Consider the following 24,744-nt stretch of genomic DNA (forward strand, 5'->3'; position numbering starts at 1 on the left):
CCGGCCTCATGCCGACACCACATGCATGAGAAAAGCGAGCGACAACCATGATCACCATTCCCGATTCCTTCGGCGCACCGACCTGCGCCAACCAGTGTGCGGTGCTCGGCAAACCCATCGCACACTCCCTGTCACCTGTGCTCCATCAAGCCGCCTACCGTGCGCTTGGCCTCGAACAATCATGGTCGTATCACCGTTACGAGGTGGGAGAGGACGCGCTGGCGGGATTCCTCGGGTCCCTTGATGACAGTTGGCGTGGTTTGAGTTTGACCATGCCATTGAAGCGCACCATCCAGCCATACGGTGTCCCGTCGAACACCTGGGCGACAACCCTGCATGTTGCCAACACCGTCGTCTTCGACTGGGATACTCCCGCACATTCCGCCCCGGCGCGCAATGCGGGGCTGCCGCTCATGCGGCTATATAACACCGACGTCGATGGCATCGACTTGGCGGTGCGCCACGCATGGCAGTCCCAAGGAACATACCCGCGCACGAGCGGCGACATCAGCGCACTGGTCATCGGCAACGGCAACACGGCCATGTCCGCCATAGCGGCGCTTGCCCAACTGCGCACGCCGCAAGACGTATCCGTGGACGGCATCACCGTGGCGGCACGGCACCCGGAACGCAACCGTGACATCGTTGCCTTACATGAGCATCCAGACTCGGCAGGCATGCCCGGCATGCCAAGGATTGATGACATCATCAGCCTTGAAGCCGCGGCGGGAAGAATCCAAGATTATCAGATCATCATCAGCACACTGCCCGCGCATGCCGCGGATGGTCTTGCACACCAACTCGTGGCATCTGATCTGCACGTCGAAGGCACCCTGCTTGACGTTGCCTACGATCCCCATCCGAGCGAGCTCAACCACGCGTGGAGCCAAGCGGGCGGCATATCGATCGGGGGAGAGGAGATGCTCCTGTATCAGGCCATCGGCCAAGTCTGTCTCATGACCGGTCGCGGAGCACAGGCCTGGACAGCCGGCAAACCAGTGGATATGGATGAAGTCGATGGCACACTGGAAGATGCAATGAGAGCAGCGTTACGGGAGGCAATGAAATGATCGAGGCCAGCACACAGCATCGTCAAGAAGCAACCGCCGGTAAGGACGACCAGCCAAACCCCGCCGATTCATTCGAAGTCATGCTCATCACTGGTATGAGCGGCGCCGGACGTACCCATGCCGCCGACGCTTTGGAAGACATGGGCTGGTATGTTGTCGACAATCTTCCCCCGAAGCTGCTGATCCCGCTGGTCGACATGATGACCTCATCCGGTTCAAAAGTCCACAAACTCGCCGCGGTCATCGATGTCAGATCAAGAAGCTACTTCGACGACCTGTCCGAAGTCATCAGCCATTTGGATGATCTTGGCGTCAAGACGCGCATCCTGTTCCTCGACGCCAACAATGAGGTACTCATCAAACGCTACGAGTCAGTCCGACGCCCGCACCCGCTGCAACACGGCAACCGTCTTATCGACGGTATCCTCGAGGAGCGTTCACTGTTGGCGAATCTCAAGGAGCGTGCTGATCTTGTCATCGATACATCCTCACTGAGCATCCATCAGCTGTCGACCAAACTGTACGAATCCATGCTCGGTTCAGGGCCGAGCACGGTATCGGTGCATATTTTCAGCTTCGGCTTCAAATACGGCATCCCCATTGACGCCGATTTCGTCGCCGACGTGAGATTCCTGCCCAATCCGTACTGGGTCCCATCATTGCGTGAACTCACCGGGCTTGACCAACCTGTCAGCGATTACGTGCTGTCAAGCAAGGGTGCCCAGGAATTCCTTGACGCTTATCAGAAAGCCATCAGCATCGCCATTGAAGGCTACGCCCAAGAAGACAAGCACTATGTGACCATCGCCATCGGGTGTACCGGGGGGCAGCACCGCTCGGTTGCCATGAGCAATGCTCTGGCGCAGCGCTTGCGCTCACAGGGCTTGTCCGTCACGGTCTCAGCGAGGGAACTTCACCGTCATCTCCGTCAGTCTTGACCGAATGACGAAAGCTGACAGAAGAATTTACACGGCTTGACGTACTCTTGTCCAAGATATTGGATATGACAGATAGCCGTTGCCGACCTGCCGGGATACCACCGTTGCAGGAACGGTCAATACGAAGAGAAACAGGAAGTAGGAGGTTGGCTCTTGGCTCTTCTCGATGATGTCAATAGCGAACTCGCCACAATCGACGATGACTTGCCAGCCGCGATGGTGGCCCAAGCTGCCGCCATGTTCCAATTTGGCGGCGGTCTTCGCCAGACCAGCAACAAGCAGATAGTGCTGTTCGCGCAATTTGACTCGCTTGAAGCCGCGAAATGGTTGCATAACGCTATTGTCAATCAATTCCAGCATCAGGCGCAGGAAGTCGCGAAGAGACAACCCGTGCACGAACAGAATGCCGCGAAACAGCCGAAGTTCGACGCGAAAATCAAGTCGGTACGTCATCAGACCCCGCAAGGCCAGATTCTTCAACGGTACAATGTGGTGGTCGAACGTGGAGCGATGGGTCTTGCCGTATGGCTTGGACTGTATAATCCGCGTACCCGTCGCGTCGTGCGGGGGCTCCCGTCTGAAATCGTGAACGGCAAGATCCCGCAGATCAAAGCCGCTTGGCGTGGTGCGTTCATGGCCCATGGCCTCATTTCAGACATCGGTACGGCCAGCTATCTCGAAGTCGTATGCCCAACCCATGAAGCGTCACTCGCTTTGCAAGGGGCGGCGCATCGTCTTGGTATCAGCGCGAAAACCCGCAAAGTGCGCAGCTCAGAGCGCGTCACGTTGCGTGACCCTGACGCCATCGAACGGCTGCTGATTCTTCTCGGTGCTCCCCGCTCCGCCAGGGAGTGGACGGGGAAACGCACTGATGGCGAGCCACGTGGCAAGACGAATCGTCTGGCGAACTTTGATGATGCGAATATGCGTCGCAGCGCCAAAGCGGCGGAGGAAGCCACCAAGAAGGTACGAGAGGCGTTCGAGATTCTGGGCGACGATATTCCGCCCAAGCTCAGGGCAGCAGGTCAGCTCCGTCTCGACCATAGTGAGGCGAGCCTTGAAGAATTGGGGCGTCTTGCCGATCCGCCGATCAGTAAGGATGCCATCGCCGGCCGTATTCGTCGCCTTCTCCAGAAAGCCGAGAAAGCGCAGAAAATCCAACGGCAGGCCGAATAAGGCATACCGGGGCAATACCGGTCAAACACCTCAAACAGCACCCGTGACCGCCATTCGCAGCTTGCGAATGGCGGTTTCTTTGTTCGTTGTTGCCTGTATTATCGCAAGTGGCGTACCAACGTCACCATCTTCCCGCATGGCTTGTGTGGCATGCGGTTAGGAAAGGATATTCATGAAGACACTGAAGGATCTTGGAGATCTCAAGGGCAAGCGCGTACTGGTTCGCGCAGATTTCAATGTTCCGCTGGATGGCACCACCATCACCGATGACGGCCGTATTCGCGCCGCTTTGCCGACTATCGAGGCTCTGCGCGCTGACGGTGCGAAGGTTATTCTGATGGCTCATCTCGGCCGTCCGAAGGGCAAGGTCGTTCCCGAACTGTCTTTGGCGCCGGTCGCCAAGCGTCTGGGTGAACTGCTCGGTGTGAACGTCCCGCTTGCTGAGGATACGTATGGCGCTGATGCCCATGCCAAGGTCGCGGCGATGAACGACGGCGATGTTGTTCTGCTCCAGAATGTGCGCTTCAACCCGGAAGAAACCAGCAAGGACGAGGCTGAGCGTGACGCCTATGCCAAGAAGATCGCCGAACTCGGCGATGTCTTCGTTTCCGATGGCTTCGGCGTTGTGCACCGCGCGCAGGGATCCAACTATTCTGTCGCGAAGTTCCTGCCTTCTGCCGCCGGCCTGCTCGTTGAGAAGGAAGTCAAGGCACTGTCCCGCGCTACTGAGAACCCTGAGCGTCCGTTGACCGTCGTGCTCGGCGGCTCCAAGGTGTCGGACAAGCTTGGCGTGATCGAGAATCTTCTCGGCAGCGCCAACCGTCTGGTTATCGGCGGCGGCATGGTGTACACCTTCCTCAAGGCCAAGGGCTACGAGGTGGGTACCTCGCTGCTGGAAGAAGATCAGCTGGAAACCGTCAAGGGATATATCGAGACCGCTGAGAAGACCGGTGTTGAGCTCGTTCTGCCGACGGATATCGTCGTCAACGCCGGATTCCCGGCCGGTGACACTCCGATTGCTCCGGAAGTCGTGAAGGCGGATGCCATTCCGGCCGACAAGATGGGTCTCGATATCGGCCCGGAGTCCCAGAAGCTGTTCCACGATAAGATCGTCGATTCCAAGACGGTCGTGTGGAACGGTCCGATGGGCGTGTTCGAAGTCGCCCAGTTCGCTGAAGGCACTCGCGCCGTGGCTCAGGGTCTTGTCGACGCGACCAAGGCGGGCGCGTTCACTATCGTCGGTGGCGGCGATTCCGCTTCCGCAGTGCGTAACCTCGGTTTCCCGGAGGACGGCTTCTCGCATATCTCCACCGGTGGCGGCGCTTCCCTCGAATTCCTCGAGGGCAAGGAACTGCCTGGCTTGAAGGTGCTCGAGTAAAGGCCGCTTCGCGGTAGAGTGCAATATCGATGTGCGGGCATGCATGGTTTGTGCATGCCCGCACATGCGTTTGTGATGCGATTGCGGGCGAGCGGGATATAGTTGGAGAAGCAACCGAAAATGATGGGAGCTGTGCATGGCGGTGAGACGTATTCCTTTGGTGGCAGGCAACTGGAAGATGAACTTCAACCATCTCGAAGCGACGTACTTCGTGCAGAAGTTCGCTTGGCTGCTGCGTGATGCCCGTATCGATTACCGGCGTTGTGAAGTCGCATTGATGCCGTCGTTCACGTCGATTCGCAGCGTGCAAGTGCTTGTCGAAGCGGATGATCTTCCTATCTCCTATGGGGCGCAATCCGTTTCCGTGACATCACAAGGCGCGTTCACCGGGGACGTGTCCGCTGATATGCTTGCCGCACTCGGCTGCTCGTATGTGATTGTCGGCCATTCGGAACGCCGCAAATATCATCCTGAGGACGATGCGAATATCGTCGACCAGGTTCGAGCGGTGCTGGCGGCGGGAATGAGTCCGATTCTGTGTGTCGGTGAAAGTTATGAGGAGCGCAAACAGGGGATCGAGCTTGATTTCGCTGTCGGACAGGTCCGCGATGTCACTAGGGACCTGTCCATAGAGGAGGCTTCGCGGCTGTTGGTGGCCTATGAGCCTGTGTGGGCGATCGGCACCGGTATGGTTGCCACGCCGCAGTCCGCGCAGGATGCGGCGAAAGCGATTCGTGATGACATCCGTGCAACGTTCGGAGGTCAAACAGCCGACAATCTTCGCATCCTATACGGTGGATCGGTGACGTCAAAGAACGCGGACCAGCTCATTCGCCAGCCTGATGTTGATGGTTTCCTTGTGGGGGGCGCCTCGCTGCACGCCGAAGAACTCGCCGATATCGTCGCAATCGTAGCCAAGTCCGACGTGTCCGCATGATACTCGGACAGGGTGAATGATGGTACGCATCGTGAGCCGGCAATCATGGCATACGCCACACGCGTGCAATAATCCGGCCGTTGCGCTATGCTGGGATAAGTTTCACACAATGGAGGTTCAACTCGTGTCAGGTTTGGCTGTTCTTAAGCTGGTTATCCAGATTCTTCTTGTCATCCTCAGCTTCCTGCTGACGTTGCTTATCCTCATGCACAAGGGTAAGGGAGGCGGCCTGTCCGATATGTTCGGCGGTGGTCTGACGCAGAATGCAGGCTCCTCCGGTGTCGCTGAGAAGAACCTGAATCGCTGGACGGTTATCATCGCTTTGTTGTGGGTCGCGCTGATTATCACGCTTGACCTGTTCATGAAGTTCAACATCGGCGGCTGAATCCAACGGTTCGGCAAATGCCAGACGCAAATCCGCCCTGCCTTCAATGTGGGAGGCAGGGCGGATTTGCGTATACGCGGGTAAGGTGACCGAGGCCAGCGGCATAATCCGGCATGAACCGGTTATTGTTGGTATAGAGCGATACGGAAGGATACGAATGGGCAGGCAAGCATATACAATGCGGACGGGAACATTCCCGAATACGGTTCGCGATGTTCGGCTCGTGGTGGCCGACTTGGACGGGACGCTCATGCATGACGCGCCGACATTCGAAGAGCGGTTCCTCACAAGCCGCGCGGTCGATACCATATGGCGTATGCATGATGAGTACGGCGTGAGGTTTGCCGTCGCAACCGCTCGACCCGTCAGCACCGGATATGACGTGGTTTCTCGCTTACCGGTAGACGCTTGCGTATATCTCAATGGCGCGCTTATTGATATGAATCCAATGTCATCCGACGTGGACATGCTGACCAGTGGTGTGCTTCCCGATGACGGGCATCTGCTGAAAATCGGTTTCTCCTCACAGCGAGCCTGCGAAGTCTGTCGTTTTCTGGTACATGAGCTTCCCGGTCTGAAGATCGGTATCGTGATGGATGACGTGCGGTACACGAATTTCGATGTGAGTGTGTATTGGAAAACCCAGACTTTTGTCATCACGGACTTCACCGACGTGCCGCAAGGTGTCGCCGATAAAATCATCATCTTCCCTGACCCACAGCAGTGGACGGTGCTGGGTTCGCTGGTTCCCGACGATTTCTCCGTGAGTATTTCCGAAGGATCGATGTGGATGCTCATGAACCCGCTGGCGAACAAGGAGCAATCGCTGAACACTATCTGTGCGGCGATGGATATTCCGCTCACCCAAACGGTTGCGTTCGGCGATGACCTTATCGATATCGCCATGATGCGGCGGTCGGGAACCGGTGTGGCGGTGTCAAATGCCAATCCGAAAGTACTCGCCATCGCCGATGACATCTGCCCATCCAACAATGAGGATGGCGTAGCCCAGTGGATTGAACGATACTGGCGTTTCTAAAAGGATTTCGCCTTGTGCCAACAGGATTTGAACGGTTTGTGATTTGAACCCTGTCGATAAGCGATGAAAAGTTCAATGTTTGGACACGAGGTTCAACGATGTACGGTCGGTGATATAGTATCTTCTAAGATTGAACCAAACTTGAACTTTGGAGTGCCATGGCAGAAGGAACTTTCGCGCAACGTCTCACTGAGGCGATGCGGCAACGCGGCCTCAAGCAGATAGACGTTGTCAGGCGCGCACCACAATACGGTATCCATCTCGGCAAAAGCCACGTCAGTCAGTATGTCAGCGGAAAAACCGTTCCGCGCGCCGATACGGCCCGCGCTCTGGCCGCGATGCTCGGGGTCAACCAGGCTTGGCTGCTAGGGGAGAGCGACACAATGGCCCCGTCACAAGACGCGTCTTCTTTCAACACCGAGGACGCGCCATCGGTTTCTTCCCCATCTGATCCATCGCCCGCCACGTCTGCATCTACGAAAGGAACCACCATGCGGCATTTCGGCAAATCATCAAAGCTTGACAATGTGCTCTATGACGTCAGGGGGCCGGTCGTCGATGAAGCCGCCCGCATGGAAGCAGCCGGCACGCATGTGCTCAAGCTCAATATCGGCAACCCCGCGCCATTCGGCTTCCGTACCCCGGATGAGGTCGTGTACGACATGGCGCAGCAGCTTACCGATTGTGAAGGCTACTCTGATTCCAAAGGCCTGTTCTCCGCTCGTAAAGCCATCATGCAATATGCGCAGATCAAAAACATCCCGAACGTCAGTATCGACGGCATCTACACCGGTAACGGTGTCAGCGAGTTGATTAACCTGAGCATGTCAGCACTGTTGGATAATGGTGACGAAGTGCTCGTCCCTTCGCCTGATTATCCGCTGTGGACGGCTTGCGTCACGCTTGCCGGCGGAACAGCAGTTCACTACGTGTGTGACGAACAGTCGGAATGGTATCCGGATATCGAGGATATGCGACGTAAGATCACCGATCATACCAAGGCGATTGTCATCATCAACCCCAATAATCCGACGGGTGCCCTGTATCCGCCCGAAGTCCTCCAACAGATTGTGGATCTTGCCAGGGAACATCAGCTGATGATTTTCTCCGACGAAATTTATGACCGTCTGGTCATGGACGGCCTCAAACATGTCTCCATTGCGTCGATGGCTCCCGACCTGTTCTGTGTGACGTTCTCCGGGCTGTCAAAATCGCACATGATTGCCGGGTACCGTGTCGGATGGATGGTGCTCAGCGGCAACAAAGCGATTGCAAAGGATTATATTGAAGGCTTGAACATGCTCACCAACATGCGGATCTGCTCGAATGTGCCTGCGCAATCGATTATTCAGACGGCACTCGGCGGCCATCAAAGTGTCAACGATTATATTGTGCCGGGAGGCAGGATTTATGAGCAGCGCGAATACATCTATCAGGCGCTGAACTCCATTCCTGGAGTATCCGCAGTCAAACCGAAAGCTGCATTCTATATCTTCCCCAAGCTTGATGTCAAACGTTTCGGCATCAAGAACGACGAGAAGTTCGCACTCGACCTGCTTCGTGAGCAAAAGCTGCTCATCGTCCAAGGCAGCGGCTTCAACTGGCAGCATCCCGATCATTTCCGTGTCGTATATCTGCCACGTATCGAAGTGCTGAAGGATGCAACCAGCAAGTTGGAGACCTTCCTGTCAACCTATCACCAGTGACAGGAATCAACCTATCAGCGTTGATTCAGGGGGCGTGGCGGGAATCGTCACGCCCCAACGCGTATTGGTAGGAACGCGCTTGACCAATAATACGACTGGGCTCCTTCCCGTATTTCGCGGGAAGGAGCCCAGTCGTTGTGGACGAGTTGACGCTTACACCATCAGCTCAGTCGTTTCAACTTGTCTCAGCCGTTGACGCGGTCGATGCCGGACTGCACGTCGGCGATCACGGAATCCCAAGATGCGATGAACTTGGCGACACCGTCGGCCTCGAGCTGGTCGGTGACATCCTTGATGTTGATGCCGAGCTCAGCGAGCTTGTCCATGATGGCCTGGCTCTCCTCATAGGTGCCCTTGATGGACGGAGCGCCGTTGCCGTGGTCGGCGAGAGCGTTCAGCGTCTTCTCCGGCATGGTGTTCACCACGTTCGGAGCCACGAGCTCGTCGACATACTTGCAATCGGAGTACGCGGCGTTCTTGGTGCCGGTGGAAGCCCACAGCGGACGCTGCTTCTTGGCGCCCTTGGCCTCGAGAGCGGCCCAGCGAGGATCGTTCGCGAACTTCTCTTCGAAGAGCTTGTAAGCGAGACGAGCGTTGGCGACAGCAGCCTTGCCTTCGAGAGCCTTGGCCTCGTCGGAGCCGTTGGCTTCGAGCAGCTTGTCGACAGCGGTGTCCACGCGGGACACGAAGAAGGAAGCCACGGAGCCGATGTGCTTGAGATCATGGCCGTTGGCGTCAGCCTGGGCGATGCCTTCGATGAAGGCGTCGATGACCTGCTCGTAACGCTCGATGGAGAAGATCAGCGTCACGTTGACGGAGATACCCTTGGCGAGCGTAGCGGTGATAGCCGGCAGACCTTCGAGGGTGGCCGGGATCTTGATCATGGCGTTCGGGCGGTTGACCTTCTCCCACAGTTCCACAGCCTGCTTCTCAGTGGCTTCGGTCTCGTGGGCGAGGCGCGGATCGACTTCGATGGAGACGCGGCCGTCGACGAAGTCGGTGGCCTCAGCGATGTCGCGGAAGATATCCGTGGCGTTGCGCACGTCGGTGGTGGTCAGCTCGCGGATGGCGGTCTCGACGTCGACCTTGCCAAGCTCCTTGAGCTGCGCATCGTACGGGCCGACCTGGGAGAGGGCCTTCTGGAAGATGGACGGGTTGGTGGTCACGCCAACGACGTTCTTGTTCTTGATGAGGTCCTGCAGGGAGCCGGACTCGATGCGGGTGCGGGACAGGTCATCCAGCCAGATGGACACGCCATTGTCGCTGGTGCGCTGAGTTGCTTCAGTCATATTGTGTTACTCCTTATATTCCAATGTTGGAACACATTGATTCTACATGAAAGGGTACCTTGAGGTCTCCTGTGCGAAGGTCAAGGTACCCTTCATACCGGCAAGAGAACGTGAATCAGGCGTTCACTTCGGCGATGGAAGCCTTGGCGGCCTCCACGACGTGCTCGGCGGTGATGCCCAGATCGATCATGTTCTGAGCGCCGTCACCCTGCAGGCCGAACTGCTCGATGGAGATGGCCTTGCCGTAAGCGCCGAGGTACTTGTACCACGGCATGGCAACGCCGGCTTCGATGGAGACGCGGGCCTTGACGCCGGCCGGGAGGATCTCCTCCTTGTACTCGTCGTCCTGCTCCTCGAACCATTCCATCGACGGGAAGGACACGACGCGGGCCTTGATGCCTTCGGCGGCGAGGGTCTTGGCGGCGGCCACGGCCCACTGGACCTCAGAACCGGAAGCCATGACGATCACATCCGGGGTGCCTTCGGTGTCGACCAGCACGTAAGCGCCCTTACGCACGCCGTCCTTGGCCTTGTCCTTGGTCTCGGCGAGCGTCGGCACACCCTGGCGGGTGAGGATCATCGCGGTCGGGAGGGTGTTCTTCTTCTCGAAGAAGTAACGGTAGGCTTCAGCGGTCTCGTAGGCATCGGCAGGACGCACGACCTCGAGCTGCGGCATGGCGCGGAAGGCGGCCAGATGTTCGATCGGCTGGTGGGTCGGACCATCCTCGCCGAGGGCGACGGAATCGTGGGTCCACACGTACAGGTTCGGGATCTCCATGAGGGCGGCCAGACGCACTGCCGGACGCTCGTAATCAGAGAACTGGAAGAAGGTGCCGTTGAACGGACGGGTGTCGGAGCCCAGCAGGATGCCGTTCGTGATGGCGCCCATGGCGAACTCGCGCACGCCGAAGTGCAGCTGACGGCCGTACTCGGACTGCTCAGGCCACGTGCGGGTCTCGTCGGAGGACGGGCCGAAGGACTTGGCGCCGTTGATGTTGGTGTTGTTGGAGCCACCGAGATCGGCGGAACCGCCCCACAGCTCAGGCATAACCTCAGCGATGGCGTTGAGGACCTGTCCGGAGGACTTACGGGTTGCGACGCCCTTGCCGACTTCCTGAGCGGCCTCGAACTTGTCGATGGCCTCGTCGAAGCCTTCAGGCAGCTTGTGCGCCTTGATGCGCTCGTACAGGGCGGCCTTGTCCGGGTTGGCCTTCTGCCAGGCGGCGAACTTCTCGTCCCATTCCTTGTGGGCTTCGAGACCGCGCTCGGCGACCTTACGGGCATGGGCGAGGGCTTCCTCGTCGATCGGGAAGTCGACATCAGGGTCGAAGCCGAGTTCCTTCTTCAGGCCGGCAACGGCTTCGGCGCCGAGCTTGGAGCCGTGGGACGCCTCGTTGTTGGTCTTGCCCGGGGTCGGCCATGCGATGAGCGTATCGACCTTGATGAAGTGCGGACGGTCGGTGACAGCTTCCGCCTTGTCGATGGCAGCGGCGAGCGCCTCGACGTCCTCCTTGTAGGAGCCGTCAGGCTGGATGAAGGACACTTCGTCGGTGTACCAGCCGTAAGCTTCGTAACGCTTGAGGATGTCCTCGGAGAAGGTGAGCTTGGTGTCGCCTTCGATCTGGATGTGGTTCGCATCGAAGATCACGAAGAGGTTGCCGAGCTTCTGGTTGCCCGCGAGCGAGCCGGCCTCGGAGGAAACGCCCTCTTCGACATCGCCTTCGCCACAGATGACCCACACCTTGTGGTCGAACGGGGAGGTGCCTTCAGCGGCATCCGGGTCGAGCAGGCCGCGCTCGAAGCGCTGGCCATAGGCGAAGCCGACCGCGGAGGCGAGACCCTGGCCGAGCGGGCCGGTGGTCATTTCGATGCCCGGGGTCAGGCCGTATTCCGGATGGCCCGGGGTGCGGGTGTCGGCGCCGCCACGGAAGTACTTGAGGTCGTCCAGCGTCAGGCCATAGCCGGAGAAGAACAGCTGCACGTATTGCGTGAGCGAAGCATGGCCACCGGAGAGGATGAAGCGATCACGTCCGGCCCACTTGGGATCGTTCGGATCGTGCTTGATGTAGTGCTGATACAGCGTGTAGGCAATCGGAGCCAGGGACACTGGGGAGCCAGGGTGGCCGTGTCCAGCACGCTCGACGGCGTCGGCGGAGAGGACCTTCGCCATCTTGACGGCGCGCTCGTCCAATTCAGACCAGGTGAAATCGGTCATAGGTGATCTACTTTCCTTCCAATACTTCGGGTGGCCGCGCATTCGGCTTGTGCCGCGCCACGGACGCCCTCACATTGCCCTACCATGCTATCTATTGCATCAGACTTCGGGGTTCGCTTTTGGCGTGTTATGACACATTCATGTGCTCTTGATCACGCAAACGAACATCCCGGATGTGCGGATTTCCCTGTCGATGAACCGATTAGCACTCTAGCCGCGAGAGTGCTAAGACAATACGTATCGACCGCGCATACGAGATCCAGCCGTTCTTGCCCCCTTGCGCACGCCAGGCACGACCTGCGACTCACAGACAAGACGGACAGGATTCTCGCGAGGGATACATAGAAAATATAGAAAAACAAGACCGAACACAAACAAGGAGGCGCGCATATGACGCAATCACGCCGCATGCTGGTCCTGCGCGCCGTGGTGGAGGATTACATCCGTTCACAGGAACCAGTCGGCTCAACATCGCTGACACGGAACCACCATCTCGGTGTCAGCTCGGCGACCGTCCGTAACGATATGGCCGCGTTGGAAGATGAAGGCTACCTGATCCAGCCCCACACCTCAGCCGGACGAGTGCCGACCGAAAAAGGATACCGGTACTTCGTCGACCGCTTGGCGACAGTCGTGCCGTTATCGCCCGCGCAGCGCAGAGCGATCGGCAATTTCCTCGGCGGATCTGTCAGCCTCGAAGACACCTTGCAACGTGCCGCCAGACTGCTCGCCCGCATCACCGGACAGGTGGCGGTCGTCGCCTCCCCGGCGTTGTCCAAATCAACCCTGCGTCACGTCGAAATCGTCCCCGTATCCATGAGCAAGCTGCTCGCCGTCATCATCACCGATACCGGAAGAGTTGCCCAACACACGCTGGAAGTGCGGCCGTTGCCGTCCACCGATCTGCTCACCTCCTTCTCGGAAACGGTCAATGCGCGCTGCTGCGGACAATCCCTGCCCCTGGCCGCGAAAACCATCATCACTGTGGGAACCACGGTCGAGCACGGCGAACTGTCGGCACTGGCCGAAGCGCTCTCCAGCACGCTGGCCAGTATGGCCGAAGACGAACAAGCCACAGACATGTACATGGCTGGTACATCGAAACTCGCTCATCAGCATTCCGGCACGGAGATGGCTCCGCTCCTCGACGCGCTCGAAGAACAAGTCGTCATCATGAGACTGATGAATTCGTTGAGCGAAGAAGTGACGGAAAACGGAGTGGGGGTCGCCATCGGCTCGGAAACGCATACGCCGGAACTCATGCACGCCTCCGTCGTCACCAGCGGATACGGGCATACCAACGCGACGGCATCCGACGGTTCAGCCACCGCGCAAACCGGCAAGCCGGTCGCATTCGTCGGTTCAATCGGCCCGACACACATGGACTATGTCACCACCATGGCCGCGGTCAGGGCGGTCGCCAGATACCTCACCGGCATCATCGGCGAAGACACCACCGGCACAGACAGCTGACATAGGCCTGTGACACAATACTTGCAGAAACCAACCAAAGGAAATAAGCAGTGGCAGACTACTACGAAGTCCTGGGCGTGGAACGCACGGCCAGCGAAGAGGAAATCAAAAAAGCCTATCGCAAGATGAGCCGCAAATACCATCCCGACATCGCCGGGCCGGAATTCGAAGACAAATTCAAGGAAGTCAACAGCGCCTACGAAGTGCTGTCCAACCCGGATAAACGCAGGATGTACGACCAAGGGGTCGATCCAAACGACCCATCCAGCGGTTTCGGATCAGGCGCAGCAGGTTTCGACATGGGCGATGTCGGCGACATCTTCGGACAATTCTTCGGCAGCGCCTTCGGATCGGGAGCCGGCCAAGGACCGACCCCACGCACCCAACCGGGCAGGGATGCCCTGGCGAGAACGACGATTGATTTGAAAACCGCCGTATTCGGCGGTGTCGCCCACGTGAAAATCAACACCTTCGGCCTGTGCCAGGAGTGTGGCGGCTCCGGAGCCACCGAAGGCTCCCAGCCCGTGACATGCCCCGACTGCCATGGCCAAGGGTACCGGCAGAAAGTCGTGCGCACCATGCTCGGCCAGATGATGACATCCGCGCCATGCGAACGTTGCGAAGGGCACGGCACGATCATCGAGCATCCCTGCCCGACATGCATGGGGCATGGTCGTGTGCGCACCACACGTGACGTCGGAGTCACCGTACCCGCCGGCGTCCATGATGAAACTAGGCTGCGGTTGCCTCACCAGGGTGAGGTCGGCGAAGGTGGCGGCGCCGCAGGCGATTTGTACGTCGATATCCGCATCAAGCCCGACAAGCAATTCACACGCGACGGCGACGATTTGCACTGCTGGGTGCAGATTCCCATGAGTTGGGCGGTACTCGGTCACGAACTCGATATCGACACCTTCGACGGGTCGCAGCATCTCGATATTCCTCAAGGCTGCCAGCCCGAGCAGACTGTGACACTCAAAGGGCTTGGATCGACCAAGCTCGGTGATTCCACAAGAGGTGACCTCATCGTCCACGTCAATGTGGTCATCCCGACCAAGCTCAAAGACGATGAGCGTGATCTTATCGAACAATTCGCGCAGAAGCATGACGGCACACAAGCGCAGGTCTCCCAAAGTTGCAAACCATTGAACGGGAAGAAGGGATTCTTCAGCAAACTCAAGGATGCGCTGAGCTGACCGGCCGGTCAACAATCCGATGGCGTGCCGTCTCGCGGTATAACTCGCGAGACGGCACGCCATCGGATTGTTGACGGAAAGTCCCAGGATTATTTAAGCAGAGATCGGCACATCGACCGGTACTCGCTGACATAACCGCCGCCGAAGAACACGCAATGTCCGGCAATCGGGTAGAGCTGCCAGATAGTGATGCGGTCCTCCCATCCGGCTTTCAATGGATGGACTCGCTGGTACCCGTCAATGATTTCGCGCAGATATGACATGCCGAACAGGTTGAGCATCGCCAAATCCTCTTCACGATGTCCACCATGGGCGGCGGGGTCGATAAGCACCGCTTCGACGTCCCCGCTATCCCGGGTCCACATGACATTGCCGCTCCATAGGTCACCGTGGACGCGAGCCGGCTTGTCTTCGGCGGCACGTCCCAGAAGGTCGGGCAGCCGGTCGATGACTTGGTTGGTCAATGCGAGATCGTCGTCGGTGAGCTCTCCGCGCTGAATGCCCAGCTCGACCATCGGCCTCAGACGGCCATCAGCGAGATACGTGACAGGGTCGGTCCATTCGCCGGTATCCATCTTGACCGGATCCTGCAACGGTCCGAAATAGCATGTCCCTGCGTATCCTTCAGGCGCGGACCCGAAATACGGTGCGCCGGCATCATGCATATGTGCGAGCGCCGCACCGAAATCATATGCGGCTTTCGGCGTGGGGGAGCAGCCTTCGACGCGTTCGATGTCCAGCCAGTTGTCGCCCCAATCGTATACGTCGACGACGCGCGGTCCGCCTTGTGCATGTGCTGCACCCAGCCATTGCAATCCGCGGCCTTCACACTCGAAGAATCCGGCGGGTGCGAACATCCTGCTTTTGCGATACTTCGCCATATGGCACCTCCTGTTGAGTCTTCTTCTAGTGTATGTCTTTCTCCTGCGGCATTCCGCTGCGACCGGCATGATTGTGTGCCGTCCTTGCGTTGAAAACCGGGGGAGTGTGCGGAATATTCCCGTCTACGGATAGAGTAGTCACGTCATCTGCTCAGTGATCATACGGATGAACAACTCAATGAACGATTAGTAGTGATAAGAGGGATCATGAATTTCTTCCAAGCGATTATCCTCGGCTTGGTGCAGGCGCTTACCGAATATTTGCCGGTATCGTCAAGCGCCCATATCCGCATCATCGGCGATCTGATGCTCGGCACCGACCCCGGCGCGGCGTTCACCGCGATTATCCAGCTTGGTACCGAACTGGCAGTGCTGTTGTATTTCCGCGATGATATCGCTCGTATCTTGTCGCACTGGTTCCGTTGCCTGTTCACTCGTCCGGTTACGGGGGACTGGAAAGAACGGTTCGGCACGCGTGACCGTGACGCTGCGATGGGATGGTACATCATCGTCGGTACCATCCCTATCGTGGTCGCCGGTCTGCTGTTCCAGGACGCGATTGAGACTACGCTGAGGAATCTGTGGATCACGGTCACCGTGCTTATCGTGTTCGGTGTACTGCTCTGGATTATCGATGCGAGAGCCCCGCAGCGGAAAACCATTCGCGAGATGAACGTCAAAGAAGCGATTATCTTCGGTCTCGGACAGATGCTTGCGCTCATCCCGGGGGTGTCACGTTCCGGCGGCACCATCACCTTCGGCCGGGCTATGGGCTACACTCGTGAAGCCGCTGTGCGCGTGAGCTTCCTGATGGCCATTCCCGCGGTGTTCGGCGCGGGAATCCTCGAGACCGTGAAATCGGTTGGTTCTGCGGCTTCCGATCCGACGTTCCCCGGCTGGGGCGCGACCATCGCCGCGACGATTGTGAGCTTCCTTGTCGGCTATGTCGTCATCATCGGCTTCCTGAAATTCGTGTCAACGTTCTCCTATAGGGCGTTCGCGATTTACCGTATTGTTATTGCCGTTATTGTCGCGATTCTGCTTATCGCCGGTGCATTGCACCCGATGGAGCAGGCCACGAAGACGGCGGCCGTCGAGATGGTGAACACCGTAATCACCATGTTCTAGCGCCATCGCTGATCGCATATCGAACAGTCAGACGGGCGTCATGCGTGACCTCACGCATGACGCCCGTCTGACTGTTATGGGTTCTGACATGCTCGGGTCGTACTATGAATTGCCGTGGTACAGCATGTGATTCACGGTTTTGGTCCGGTCTGGGATTCATCCTCGACGGTTCTGGTATTGGGCAGTATGCCTAGTCCGGTATCGCGGAAACAAGGCTTTTACTATATGCATCCGAGAAATAGGTTCTGGCCTGTGATGGCGGCGGTATTTTCGGATGATCCGGGAGCGTCCGTTCGAGAACGTGAGGCTTTCGCTTTGCGTCATCATATGGCGTTGTGGGATGTGCTGGCTTCATGTGATATCGATGGCGCGAACGACTCCAGTATTCGCAATCCCCATCCGAATGATATCGGTGTGATTCTTCGATCTGCCCCGATACGGGTGGTTGTCACCACCGGCACCAAGGCGGGCCAGTTGTATCGGAGCCTGATTGAGCCGGGACTGCGGCGCCAGGGTATCGCCACACCCATGATGACGCTCGCATCAACGAGTCCGGCGAACGCATCCAAGTCGTTGGAGGATTTGATTGCCATATATCACGATGCTTTCACACAGGCAGGAGTGTTGACGGAATAGCACTGATGAGAGAATCTGTGAGGAGGGGAATATGAAAAATCCCGGAAGAATCCGGGATCTGGAGCGGACAACGGGACTCGAACCCGCGGTCTCGACCTTGGCAAGGTCGCGCTTTACCAACTAAGCTATGTCCGCGACTGCTCGACAAGCGCACTGCGCTTGGAACACAGGACACTATAATGGTCCAAGCCAAAGCATGCAAACTGTACGGCGAGTCGTCAAGCCGCACAAGGGATTGGCTGATGTATGGCTAAGGTTCCATCCGTTTGAGGAAGGCTTCGGCTTCTTTGACAAGCTGTTCGGCTTGTGGGGCTCCTGGCGATGCAACGGTCCGTGCGTGCTGGGCGAGATCATACTCATGCTCAAGGCGTGTGACGTACGAGGAGAGGCTATCGTCGCAAGCGGCGATTGTGGCCGCCTTGGTTTTCCAGGCTTCTGCCTTGCTTTGCAGGTCTTTGGTATCGAGCGGCGTGTTGAGCAAGGTGGACAATCCGTGCATCAGTTGGAGTGTGCCTTGGGCGCAGATGTCAGTATCCATGTATTCCGGTATGGAAACCCACATTGAAGTGGTGGCTGCGCCGGTCTTGCATGCCATCTGGTCCAATACTGTGGTGATGCCGATAGGACCGTTGTATTCCCGATCGAGCTCGCATGTGCAAGTGGCGCTGGATATGTCGATGGGGAGCGGCCGGGTATGCGGACAAGATGCGTACATGGCGCCCAAGGTGATGATATGGGTGATGTCGAACGCTTGTGCGGTGCGGAGCACTTCCGCGCAGTAGTCCTTCCAATGGTAGTTCGGTTCGGGGGCAATCTGCGCCAGAACCTGCACGGTGGGGGAGAGCTGGATTTCATAGAATGAGGTGTGCGGCCAGATGATACGCGTATGCCCGGTGATATGGCACAGCATCGGACGGGTGCTTTGATAGTCGTAATACCCGTCCGAATTGATTTCGTAAACCAATCTGGATTCGTAATGGCTGATGAGGTAGTGGATGACCTCGCTTGCGGCTTGGCTGGCATCGTTCCAGCCTTCGAAGGCTGAAATCATGAACTTCTCTTGCATCGGTCCTGCAGTCATAGCTTCTAATGTAACCGGTCGCCCCGTTCGGCACGTGTGCTTATGCCACTGGTGAATCCCCTCAGCCCTTGGAAATACTAGGTTTTATACAGGTCATATCGCCACGGGACGAAAAACGACACGCCGATGGTTCCATTCGATTTGGCAGATTGCCCGAGTGCGGTTATAGTAATTACTCGTTGCTTCAAACACAGCAATGTGGTTGAAACGCGGACATAGCTTAGTTGGTAAAGCGCGACCTTGCCAAGGTCGAGACCGCGGGTTCGAGTCCCGTTGTCCGCTCTAAGGTCCGATGAGTTGACGACCTTACGGTGGGTTAGCCAAGCGGTTAGGCAGCGGCCTGCAAAGCCGTATAGACGAGTTCGACTCTCGTACCCACCTCTGGTGAGGAAGGTGCAAACTTTCCAAACCAAGACACAACCTGGGCGGTTGGCGCAGAGGTAGCGCACTTCCCTGACACGGAAGGGGTCACAAGTTCGAATCTTGTATCGCCCACGAGTCCGGAGGAATCCGGCATTCCACCAATCGGGTGATTGGCGCAGCGGCTAGCGCACTTCCTTCACACGGAAGGGGTCGCAGGTTCGATTCCTGCATCACCCACAATGATTGAACGTCACGCACAGCGTGGCGTTTTTTTGTATTATTGAGCAATCCGCTGCGGTTACGGTGATTTCCTCGGCTATCGACGACGCACGCGTTCAATGGCGGTAAGTCTCTCGCATGCGCAACCTTCTGCCGACGCTGAGACATGCCGCAGCGTCAGCAGAAGCGGATGCTGACGGCGGCATCCCGGACAATCGGTTTGTCGGTACTCTGTCGTTTCCTCGGCACCACGGTCGTATTTCGGAGCGGGTGATTATTCCGTGCGGACAATGCCTGGACGATACATCGCACACTGTACGTAAGCACACCTCGCTGCGGACACCTGACACGCGCGGGCGGGGATCGGTTGCAATGTCGTGTCCCGCATTTACCGTAAACGAGGTAACACACAGTCCAGGCCTGCACCTTAGTACCGCGGGCCCCGATAGCAAAGGACACCTCATGGCAGAACAAACCATCTCCATAACAGTCAACGGCGAAGTGAAGGAGGTGGATGCAAGCCAGACCGGCGTCGACCTGTTCAGCGACAACAAGGACATCATCGCAGTACGTCTCAATGGCCAACCGCGTGACCTCTACACTCCGCTTCACGACGGTGACACAGTGGAACCGATCGCGCTTGATTCCGAAGACGGTCTCGCAATCATGCGTCATTCCGCAACCCACGTCATGGCTCAGGCCGTGCAGGAGATCCGCCCGGACGCCAAGCTCGGCATCGGTCCTGTCATCAAGGATGGCTTCTACTATGATTTCGACGTCAAGGATCCGTTCACTCCGGAGGATCTCAAGGAAATCGAGAAGCGCATGCAGCGCATCATCAAGTCCTCGCAGGCTTTCCGCCGGCGCGTGGTCACTGAAGATGAAGCGCGTGCCGAAGAAGTCGGACAGCCGTACAAGCTTGAGTTGATTGGCGCTAAGGAAGCCGAAATCGATGAAGCTGCCGCCACGGAGGTTTCCGGTAAAGGCGAGCTGACCATGTATGACAACGTCGATCGCGACGGCAACGTGGTTTGGAAGGACTTGTGCCGCGGCCCACACCTGCCGAATACGCGTTACATCAAGGCGTTTAAGCTGGAACGTACCGCTGCCGCATACTGGCGTGGCGACGAGAAGAACCCGATGCTTCAGCGCATCTACGGTACCGCTTGGGCAAGCAAGGACGATCTCAAAGCCTACATGTCCCGTATGGAGGAGGCCGCCAAACGCGACCACCGCAAGCTCGGACAGGAAATGGATCTGTTCTCCTTCCCGGAGGAGATCGGCCCCGGTCTCGCGGTATTCCACCCCAAGGGCGCCGCGGTCATCAACGCGATGGAGGACTACTCCCGCGAAATGCATCGCAAAGCCCATTACAGCTTCGTACAGACCCCACATATCACCAAGGGCGGCCTGTATGAGACTTCCGGGCATCTGCATTGGTACAAGGACAATATGTATCCGCCGATGCGCGTTGATGAGGAACGTGATGCCGACGGTAACGTCACCAAGCAGGGCTTCGACTACTACCTCAAGCCGATGAACTGCCCGATGCACAATCTGATCTTCAAGTCCCGTCAGCGTTCTTATCGTGAGCTGCCGTTGCGGCTGTTCGAATTCGGTACGGTGTACCGCTATGAGAAGTCCGGTGTCGTCCACGGACTGACTCGTGTGCGCGGCCTGACTCAGGATGATTCGCATATCTACTGCACACGCGAGCAGATGAAGCCCGAGCTCCGCCGTCTGCTCACCTTCGTGCTCAAGGTGCTCAAGGACTTCGGCTTGAACGACTTCTATCTGGAGTTGTCGACCAAGGATCCTCACAAGTTCGTCGGCTCTGACGAGATCTGGGAGGAGGCGACCAACACGCTCGCCGAGGTCGCTAAGGAGTCCGGTCTTGAACTCGTCGACGACCCGGCCGGTGCCGCGTTCTACGGGCCGAAGATCTCAGTCCAGGCACGCGACGCCATCGGGCGCACCTGGCAGGTGTCCACTATCCAGCTGGACTTCAATCTGCCTGAGCGTTTCGGCCTTGAATACATCGCTGCGGATGGCACACATCAGCGTCCGGTGATGATTCACCGTGCACTGTTCGGCTCCATCGAGCGTTTCTTCGCGATTCTGCTTGAGCACTATGCCGGTGCTTTCCCGGTGTGGCTTGCGCCGGTCCAGGTCACGGGCATTCCGGTCGCCGACGAGTTCGCCCCGCATCTGCAGTCCTTCATCGATGATCTTGAAGAGAATCTCGTACGCTGCGAGATGGACAACTCCGATGACCGCTTCGGCAAGAAGATCCGCAACGCTTCGAAGTCCAAGGTGCCGTTCACGCTGATTGCCGGTGAAGAGGATGTCAGCAAGAACGCGGTGAGCTTCAGGTTCCGCGATGGCAGCCAGCTCAATGGTGTTCCCGTGGATCAGGCCAAGGCGTGGATTCTCGAGGTCATCAAGAAGCGCGTTCAGGTGAACACTGCTGAGGATTTCGCCGAGGCGACGAAGTAAACCCGACGGATTCACACTGATGTCGGTTCGGGCGGTGTCGGAGTTGTTCCGGCGCCGCCCGAATGCTTGCAGTCATGTGAAGAAAGGTATTGTAAACAATGCTGGAACATTGCCGCGGTCTGTGGAAAAAACTGATTGAGCCCATCGCCAAGGCATGCGTATCGATGCATCTGAGCGCGAACGCTATCACGGTTACGGGGTCGATTCTCGCGATTGGGCTGTCGATTCTCATCGGGGTGACCGGTAACATCATCCCCCTGGTGTTCCTTCTCGCGCTGGTGGTCATGTTCGACTCTTTGGATGGCTCAGTTGCCATGCTGACCAATGGTGGCACGAAATTCGGAGCGTTTCTTGACTCGACGCTTGACCGTATCGCCGATTGGGCGGTGCTGATCGGGTGCATCCTGATTTTCTATCTTCATCACGGTTGGTGGACCAAAAACGCTTTGCGTGGCGATATGGTTTCCGAAGTCGGCATCGCCTGCGCGCTGGTGGGCATCATGACATCCTTTGTCACTTCTTATGCGCGAGCGCGTGCCGAATCGGTCGGATATGAAGCGAAGAACGGCATCGCTACACGTGCCGATCGGCTGTGCATCATCCTTGTTGGTATGTTGATTACCGGATTGACGCATCAGGGGGTGTGGCTGGCCGTCGCGATGGTACTGCTTGCGGTACTCGGACTGATTACTGTATTCCAGCGGATCTTTGAAGTCCGCAGACAAATGAGGGGTAATACGGTGCCTGTTGGGGACGCGAATGCTCCAGAACATGATACCGTGAGATAGGACAGTCTTGTTCGACCGGATTCTTGTCTTCATCGCCCGGCATGCCGGGGCTGTTCCCGAACGATTGGTCCGCGGCATGTTCCTTGTCGCCGCGGATGTGGCATGGCTGTTCCGGGTTGGTGGTGTCCGCCAGCTTGAACGGAATCTCCGGCGTGTTCTTCGTGCGAGGCAGCGTCGCGTGGCGGGAACGTCGCCATCCGCCGCGTGGCTTCATCTCCATGTGCGTATGATGTCGCATCGAGGTATGCGCTCGTACTTCACGTATTTTTCCGAAGCCATGACTGTAGGCGGGCGAAGTGATGAATGTCTTCTGGCGCGTGTTCGCGGGGAAGGCCCGGGACTCGAACAGCTTATCGAACAGACTCGGAAGCAAGCCGGTTCGGCCCCGCTTGCCCTTGGGCATCAAGGCAACTGGGATTATGCCGGGTATTGGGCCCACCATGCTGTCGCTCCGGTCACTACCGTGGCGGAGCGGTTGAGTAACGAGCATCTTCTGAAGACGTTCATCGATATCCGGCAATCCTTGGGAATCAACATTCTGCTTACCGGGCGCCATGGTCTCATCGGTCAATTGGAGCAGGAGCTCGGCAAACCACATGTGCTGGTTCCGTTGCTCGCCGATCGTGATTTGAGCAGGCATGGCGAGTTCGTCCATGCCTTCGATTCGATGATTCGTGTGGCACGAGGCCCCGCGACATTGGCATTGGACACGGGATTGCCCTTGTATGTGGTCAATATGTATCGTGAACGGCTCGATCGGAACCGTCGCAAGCTCGCCCATACGCCGTACGGGTATGTATGCTGGATCAGTGAGCCGATTGATGTCGCCGCATACCGCGGATTGCCGCGGGAGGAAGCCATACGAGCCATCAGTCAAGCTTGGGTCGATGTGTGGTCCGAAGGTATTGAGCGGCATCCTCAGGATTGGCATATGCTTCAGCCGATTTTCCTTGAAGATCTTGATTTTTCGCGGCTCAGCGACATTCCCGATGATGTCCGCCGGCTGATCGAAGCGCGCGCACGGTGACGAATATCGTCTGTGGCGCACGGTTTGTACGTGTACGCTAAGGCATATCGATTGATCACGAAGAGAAAGGACATGATGGCCAACGACTTTCGGCATGTTCAAGCCGATTCGCACATTGGTGACATTCCCGATCCGTTGCATGGGCGCAAGCTGAGAGTTGGAATCATCTCTCCGTATTCTTTCGAAACTCCCGGGGGAGTGCAGTTTCACATCCGGGATTTCGCACAAGAATTAATCGCCCGCGGACATCAGGTCGAGGTCCTTGCCCCTGGGCGCAGAACGAACGACATGCCGTTGTGGGTGCAGACGAATGGCACGTCATTCGCCATTCCTTACAATGGTTCGGTATCACGGTTAAGTTATTTCGGTTTTGTCGGCGCCCAAGTCCGCAGATGGGTCAGGCAAGGGCATTTCGATATCGTGCATCTGCATGAGCCGGAAGCGCCGTCATTGAGTCATAAGCCGTTGACGATGACGCGGCATCCGCCGCTGGTCGGCACGTTCCATGCCGCATTCAACACGTATCCTCTCGCATTGAGGTTCTTCCAGACATACCTCAACCGTTATCTTGCCCCGTTGTCGTATGCGATATGCGTCAGCGATTCCGCGCGTGCCACGGCGGACCGGTACATGCCTGAGCATATTCCGACGACAATCATCCCCAACGGCATTTCATGCCGTAGGTTCGCACAAGCCTCACCTTCACCCCGATGGGTGGGGACGGATGACATGCCGACGATTGGATTCCTCGGACGCATCGGCGAGGAGCGCAAAGGATTCTCTGTGTTTTGTGAAGCGGCTTTGAAGATTCTTGACCGATATCCGCAAGCCCGGTTCCTGTGCGTCGGGGATGGGGAACGACAAGGGCGCGACATGATCGCGGATCTCGACCCGAGCGGTGTGCTTGAAGCGCATATGGAGTTTCTCGGCAGAATCAGTGATGAAGACAAGGAGCGTTTCTACCGTTCGCTGAGTGTGTATGTGGCTCCGCAACGCGGCGGCGAGAGTTTCGGCATCGTATTGGCTGAAGCGATGGCCGCGCGATGCCCTGTGGTCGCGTCAGATTTGCCCGCGTTCGTTGATGTGTCGGACCAGGGGCGTGCGGCGGCGTTGTTTTCAAATGGTGATGCCGCGGATTGCGCTTCGGTGGTTTGTTCGCTGCTCGCTGATGCCGAACGTCGATCAGCGCTCGGAGCTGCAGGGCAACAACGGTCATTCCGGTATGATTGGTCGACCGTGGTCGACCAGGTGCTCAACGTGTATGCGCAGGTCTTGTCTTGAAAGCGCTTTACAATCGGTGTGTTTATCATACCCGTATCTGCT

At 57.6% G+C, this 24,744-nt stretch carries 20 protein-coding genes and 5 tRNA genes; 20 read left to right on the forward strand and 5 right to left on the reverse strand.

Features of this window, described 5'->3' with window-relative positions; genetic code table 11:
* Nucleotides 1–47 precede the first annotated feature (47 nt).
* The 8 genes from BBOU_RS00145 to BBOU_RS00180 all read left to right on the forward strand — a co-directional run bounded on the left by BBOU_RS00145 (nt 48) and on the right by BBOU_RS00180 (nt 8,629).
* A complete protein-coding gene (locus BBOU_RS00145) occupies nt 48–1,070 on the forward strand; it encodes a shikimate dehydrogenase family protein (RefSeq protein ID WP_051616730.1) in 1,023 nt (340 codons plus the stop codon).
* Nucleotides 1,067–2,008: an RNase adapter RapZ gene (rapZ, locus tag BBOU_RS00150; protein WP_026502882.1), complete on the forward strand. Its 942-nt coding sequence runs from the start codon at nt 1,067–1,069 to the stop codon at nt 2,006–2,008. Before BBOU_RS00145 ends, rapZ begins: the two co-directional genes overlap by 4 nt.
* Before the next feature lie 153 nt (nt 2,009–2,161).
* Complete coding sequence (gene whiA / locus BBOU_RS00155) at nt 2,162–3,184, forward strand: DNA-binding protein WhiA (protein WP_026502883.1); 1,023 nt, start codon at nt 2,162–2,164, stop codon at nt 3,182–3,184.
* A 172-nt stretch (nt 3,185–3,356) separates the two neighbouring features.
* A complete protein-coding gene (locus BBOU_RS00160) occupies nt 3,357–4,562 on the forward strand; it encodes a phosphoglycerate kinase (RefSeq protein WP_026502884.1) in 1,206 nt (401 codons plus the stop codon).
* A 136-nt stretch (nt 4,563–4,698) separates the two neighbouring features.
* On the forward strand, nt 4,699–5,499 hold the full coding sequence (gene tpiA / locus BBOU_RS00165; protein ID WP_026502885.1) for a triose-phosphate isomerase: 801 nt from the start codon (nt 4,699–4,701) through the stop codon (nt 5,497–5,499).
* Between the two features lie 109 nt (nt 5,500–5,608).
* Complete coding sequence (secG, locus tag BBOU_RS00170) at nt 5,609–5,884, forward strand: preprotein translocase subunit SecG (protein WP_412152187.1); 276 nt, start codon at nt 5,609–5,611, stop codon at nt 5,882–5,884.
* A 178-nt stretch (nt 5,885–6,062) separates the two neighbouring features.
* Nucleotides 6,063–6,923, forward strand: a complete 861-nt coding sequence (locus tag BBOU_RS00175) for an HAD family hydrolase (RefSeq protein ID WP_026502887.1) — start codon at nt 6,063–6,065, stop codon at nt 6,921–6,923.
* A 158-nt stretch (nt 6,924–7,081) separates the two neighbouring features.
* On the forward strand, nt 7,082–8,629 hold the full coding sequence (locus tag BBOU_RS00180; RefSeq protein ID WP_081815513.1) for an aminotransferase class I/II-fold pyridoxal phosphate-dependent enzyme: 1,548 nt from the start codon (nt 7,082–7,084) through the stop codon (nt 8,627–8,629).
* Between the two features lie 185 nt (nt 8,630–8,814).
* Here the strand turns inward: BBOU_RS00180 and tal are convergent, their stop codons facing one another.
* Nucleotides 8,815–9,918: a transaldolase gene (gene tal, locus BBOU_RS00185; protein WP_026502889.1), complete on the reverse strand. Its 1,104-nt coding sequence runs from the start codon at nt 9,916–9,918 to the stop codon at nt 8,815–8,817.
* 115 nt (nt 9,919–10,033) lie between these two features.
* Nucleotides 10,034–12,133, reverse strand: a complete 2,100-nt coding sequence (gene tkt, locus BBOU_RS00190; RefSeq protein ID WP_026502890.1) for a transketolase — start codon at nt 12,131–12,133, stop codon at nt 10,034–10,036.
* Nucleotides 12,134–12,523: 390 nt separating this feature from the next.
* On the opposite strand from tkt, the gene hrcA reads away from it, so the two are divergent.
* Both hrcA and dnaJ read left to right on the forward strand, forming a co-directional pair.
* Nucleotides 12,524–13,606: a heat-inducible transcriptional repressor HrcA gene (gene hrcA / locus BBOU_RS00195; RefSeq protein WP_026502891.1), complete on the forward strand. Its 1,083-nt coding sequence runs from the start codon at nt 12,524–12,526 to the stop codon at nt 13,604–13,606.
* Between the two features lie 50 nt (nt 13,607–13,656).
* Complete coding sequence (dnaJ, locus tag BBOU_RS00200) at nt 13,657–14,802, forward strand: molecular chaperone DnaJ (protein WP_026502892.1); 1,146 nt, start codon at nt 13,657–13,659, stop codon at nt 14,800–14,802.
* 89 nt (nt 14,803–14,891) lie between these two features.
* Here the strand turns inward: dnaJ and BBOU_RS00205 are convergent, their stop codons facing one another.
* Nucleotides 14,892–15,683: a fructosamine kinase family protein gene (locus BBOU_RS00205; protein ID WP_026502893.1), complete on the reverse strand. Its 792-nt coding sequence runs from the start codon at nt 15,681–15,683 to the stop codon at nt 14,892–14,894.
* A gap of 207 nt (nt 15,684–15,890) precedes the next feature.
* On the opposite strand from BBOU_RS00205, the gene uppP reads away from it, so the two are divergent.
* A complete protein-coding gene (gene uppP / locus BBOU_RS00210) occupies nt 15,891–16,811 on the forward strand; it encodes an undecaprenyl-diphosphatase UppP (protein WP_026502894.1) in 921 nt (306 codons plus the stop codon).
* Nucleotides 16,812–16,925: 114 nt separating this feature from the next.
* On the forward strand, nt 16,926–17,447 hold the full coding sequence (locus BBOU_RS00215) for a DNA-deoxyinosine glycosylase (protein WP_026502895.1): 522 nt from the start codon (nt 16,926–16,928) through the stop codon (nt 17,445–17,447).
* A 59-nt stretch (nt 17,448–17,506) separates the two neighbouring features.
* Here BBOU_RS00215 and BBOU_RS00220 read toward each other — a convergent pair.
* Nucleotides 17,507–17,582 (reverse strand) — tRNA-Gly (locus BBOU_RS00220).
* A 115-nt stretch (nt 17,583–17,697) separates the two neighbouring features.
* Entirely contained in the window at nt 17,698–18,528 is an 831-nt protein-coding gene (locus BBOU_RS00225; protein ID WP_235341293.1) for a PAC2 family protein, read from the reverse strand.
* A gap of 209 nt (nt 18,529–18,737) precedes the next feature.
* On the opposite strand from BBOU_RS00225, the gene BBOU_RS00230 reads away from it, so the two are divergent.
* The 8 genes from BBOU_RS00230 to BBOU_RS00265 all read left to right on the forward strand — a co-directional run bounded on the left by BBOU_RS00230 (nt 18,738) and on the right by BBOU_RS00265 (nt 24,702).
* A tRNA-Gly gene (locus tag BBOU_RS00230) sits at nt 18,738–18,810 on the forward strand.
* Nucleotides 18,811–18,838: 28 nt separating this feature from the next.
* A tRNA-Cys gene (locus tag BBOU_RS00235) sits at nt 18,839–18,909 on the forward strand.
* Nucleotides 18,910–18,951: 42 nt separating this feature from the next.
* Nucleotides 18,952–19,023, forward strand: a tRNA-Val gene (locus BBOU_RS00240).
* Nucleotides 19,024–19,055: 32 nt separating this feature from the next.
* Nucleotides 19,056–19,128, forward strand: a tRNA-Val gene (locus BBOU_RS00245).
* Between the two features lie 444 nt (nt 19,129–19,572).
* Nucleotides 19,573–21,606: a threonine--tRNA ligase gene (gene thrS, locus BBOU_RS00250; RefSeq protein WP_026502897.1), complete on the forward strand. Its 2,034-nt coding sequence runs from the start codon at nt 19,573–19,575 to the stop codon at nt 21,604–21,606.
* A 98-nt stretch (nt 21,607–21,704) separates the two neighbouring features.
* Nucleotides 21,705–22,394 (forward strand): CDP-alcohol phosphatidyltransferase family protein, encoded by a 690-nt coding sequence (locus BBOU_RS00255; protein WP_026502898.1) that lies wholly within the window; start codon nt 21,705–21,707, stop codon nt 22,392–22,394.
* A 7-nt stretch (nt 22,395–22,401) separates the two neighbouring features.
* On the forward strand, nt 22,402–23,421 hold the full coding sequence (locus BBOU_RS00260; RefSeq protein WP_026502899.1) for a phosphatidylinositol mannoside acyltransferase: 1,020 nt from the start codon (nt 22,402–22,404) through the stop codon (nt 23,419–23,421).
* Between the two features lie 75 nt (nt 23,422–23,496).
* A complete protein-coding gene (locus BBOU_RS00265) occupies nt 23,497–24,702 on the forward strand; it encodes a glycosyltransferase family 4 protein (RefSeq protein ID WP_033490433.1) in 1,206 nt (401 codons plus the stop codon).
* Nucleotides 24,703–24,744 lie beyond the last annotated feature (42 nt).

Origin of the sequence: Bifidobacterium boum, from assembly GCF_000741535.1 — a bacterium.
GTDB lineage: Bacteria > Actinomycetota > Actinomycetes > Actinomycetales > Bifidobacteriaceae > Bifidobacterium > Bifidobacterium boum.

What these genes read in the sequence shown, in the direction of transcription:
- hrcA (WP_026502891.1), top strand. Translation starts at nt 12,524, where the DNA reads ATGACGCAATCACGCCGCATGCTGGTCCTGCGCGCCGTGGTGGAGGAT.
- tpiA (WP_026502885.1), top strand. Translation starts at nt 4,699, where the DNA reads ATGGCGGTGAGACGTATTCCTTTGGTGGCAGGCAACTGGAAGATGAAC.
- uppP (WP_026502894.1), top strand. Translation starts at nt 15,891, where the DNA reads ATGAATTTCTTCCAAGCGATTATCCTCGGCTTGGTGCAGGCGCTTACC.
- BBOU_RS00265 (WP_033490433.1), top strand. Translation starts at nt 23,497, where the DNA reads ATGGCCAACGACTTTCGGCATGTTCAAGCCGATTCGCACATTGGTGAC.
- tkt (WP_026502890.1), bottom strand. Translation starts at nt 12,133, where the DNA reads ATGACCGATTTCACCTGGTCTGAATTGGACGAGCGCGCCGTCAAGATG.
- BBOU_RS00180 (WP_081815513.1), top strand. Translation starts at nt 7,082, where the DNA reads ATGGCAGAAGGAACTTTCGCGCAACGTCTCACTGAGGCGATGCGGCAA.
- thrS (WP_026502897.1), top strand. Translation starts at nt 19,573, where the DNA reads ATGGCAGAACAAACCATCTCCATAACAGTCAACGGCGAAGTGAAGGAG.
- BBOU_RS00205 (WP_026502893.1), bottom strand. Translation starts at nt 15,683, where the DNA reads ATGGCGAAGTATCGCAAAAGCAGGATGTTCGCACCCGCCGGATTCTTC.
- tal (WP_026502889.1), bottom strand. Translation starts at nt 9,918, where the DNA reads ATGACTGAAGCAACTCAGCGCACCAGCGACAATGGCGTGTCCATCTGG.
- BBOU_RS00175 (WP_026502887.1), top strand. Translation starts at nt 6,063, where the DNA reads ATGCGGACGGGAACATTCCCGAATACGGTTCGCGATGTTCGGCTCGTG.
- rapZ (WP_026502882.1), top strand. Translation starts at nt 1,067, where the DNA reads ATGATCGAGGCCAGCACACAGCATCGTCAAGAAGCAACCGCCGGTAAG.
- BBOU_RS00145 (WP_051616730.1), top strand. Translation starts at nt 48, where the DNA reads ATGATCACCATTCCCGATTCCTTCGGCGCACCGACCTGCGCCAACCAG.
- BBOU_RS00255 (WP_026502898.1), top strand. Translation starts at nt 21,705, where the DNA reads ATGCTGGAACATTGCCGCGGTCTGTGGAAAAAACTGATTGAGCCCATC.
- BBOU_RS00160 (WP_026502884.1), top strand. Translation starts at nt 3,357, where the DNA reads ATGAAGACACTGAAGGATCTTGGAGATCTCAAGGGCAAGCGCGTACTG.
- BBOU_RS00225 (WP_235341293.1), bottom strand. Translation starts at nt 18,528, where the DNA reads ATGACTGCAGGACCGATGCAAGAGAAGTTCATGATTTCAGCCTTCGAA.
- secG (WP_412152187.1), top strand. Translation starts at nt 5,609, where the DNA reads ATGGAGGTTCAACTCGTGTCAGGTTTGGCTGTTCTTAAGCTGGTTATC.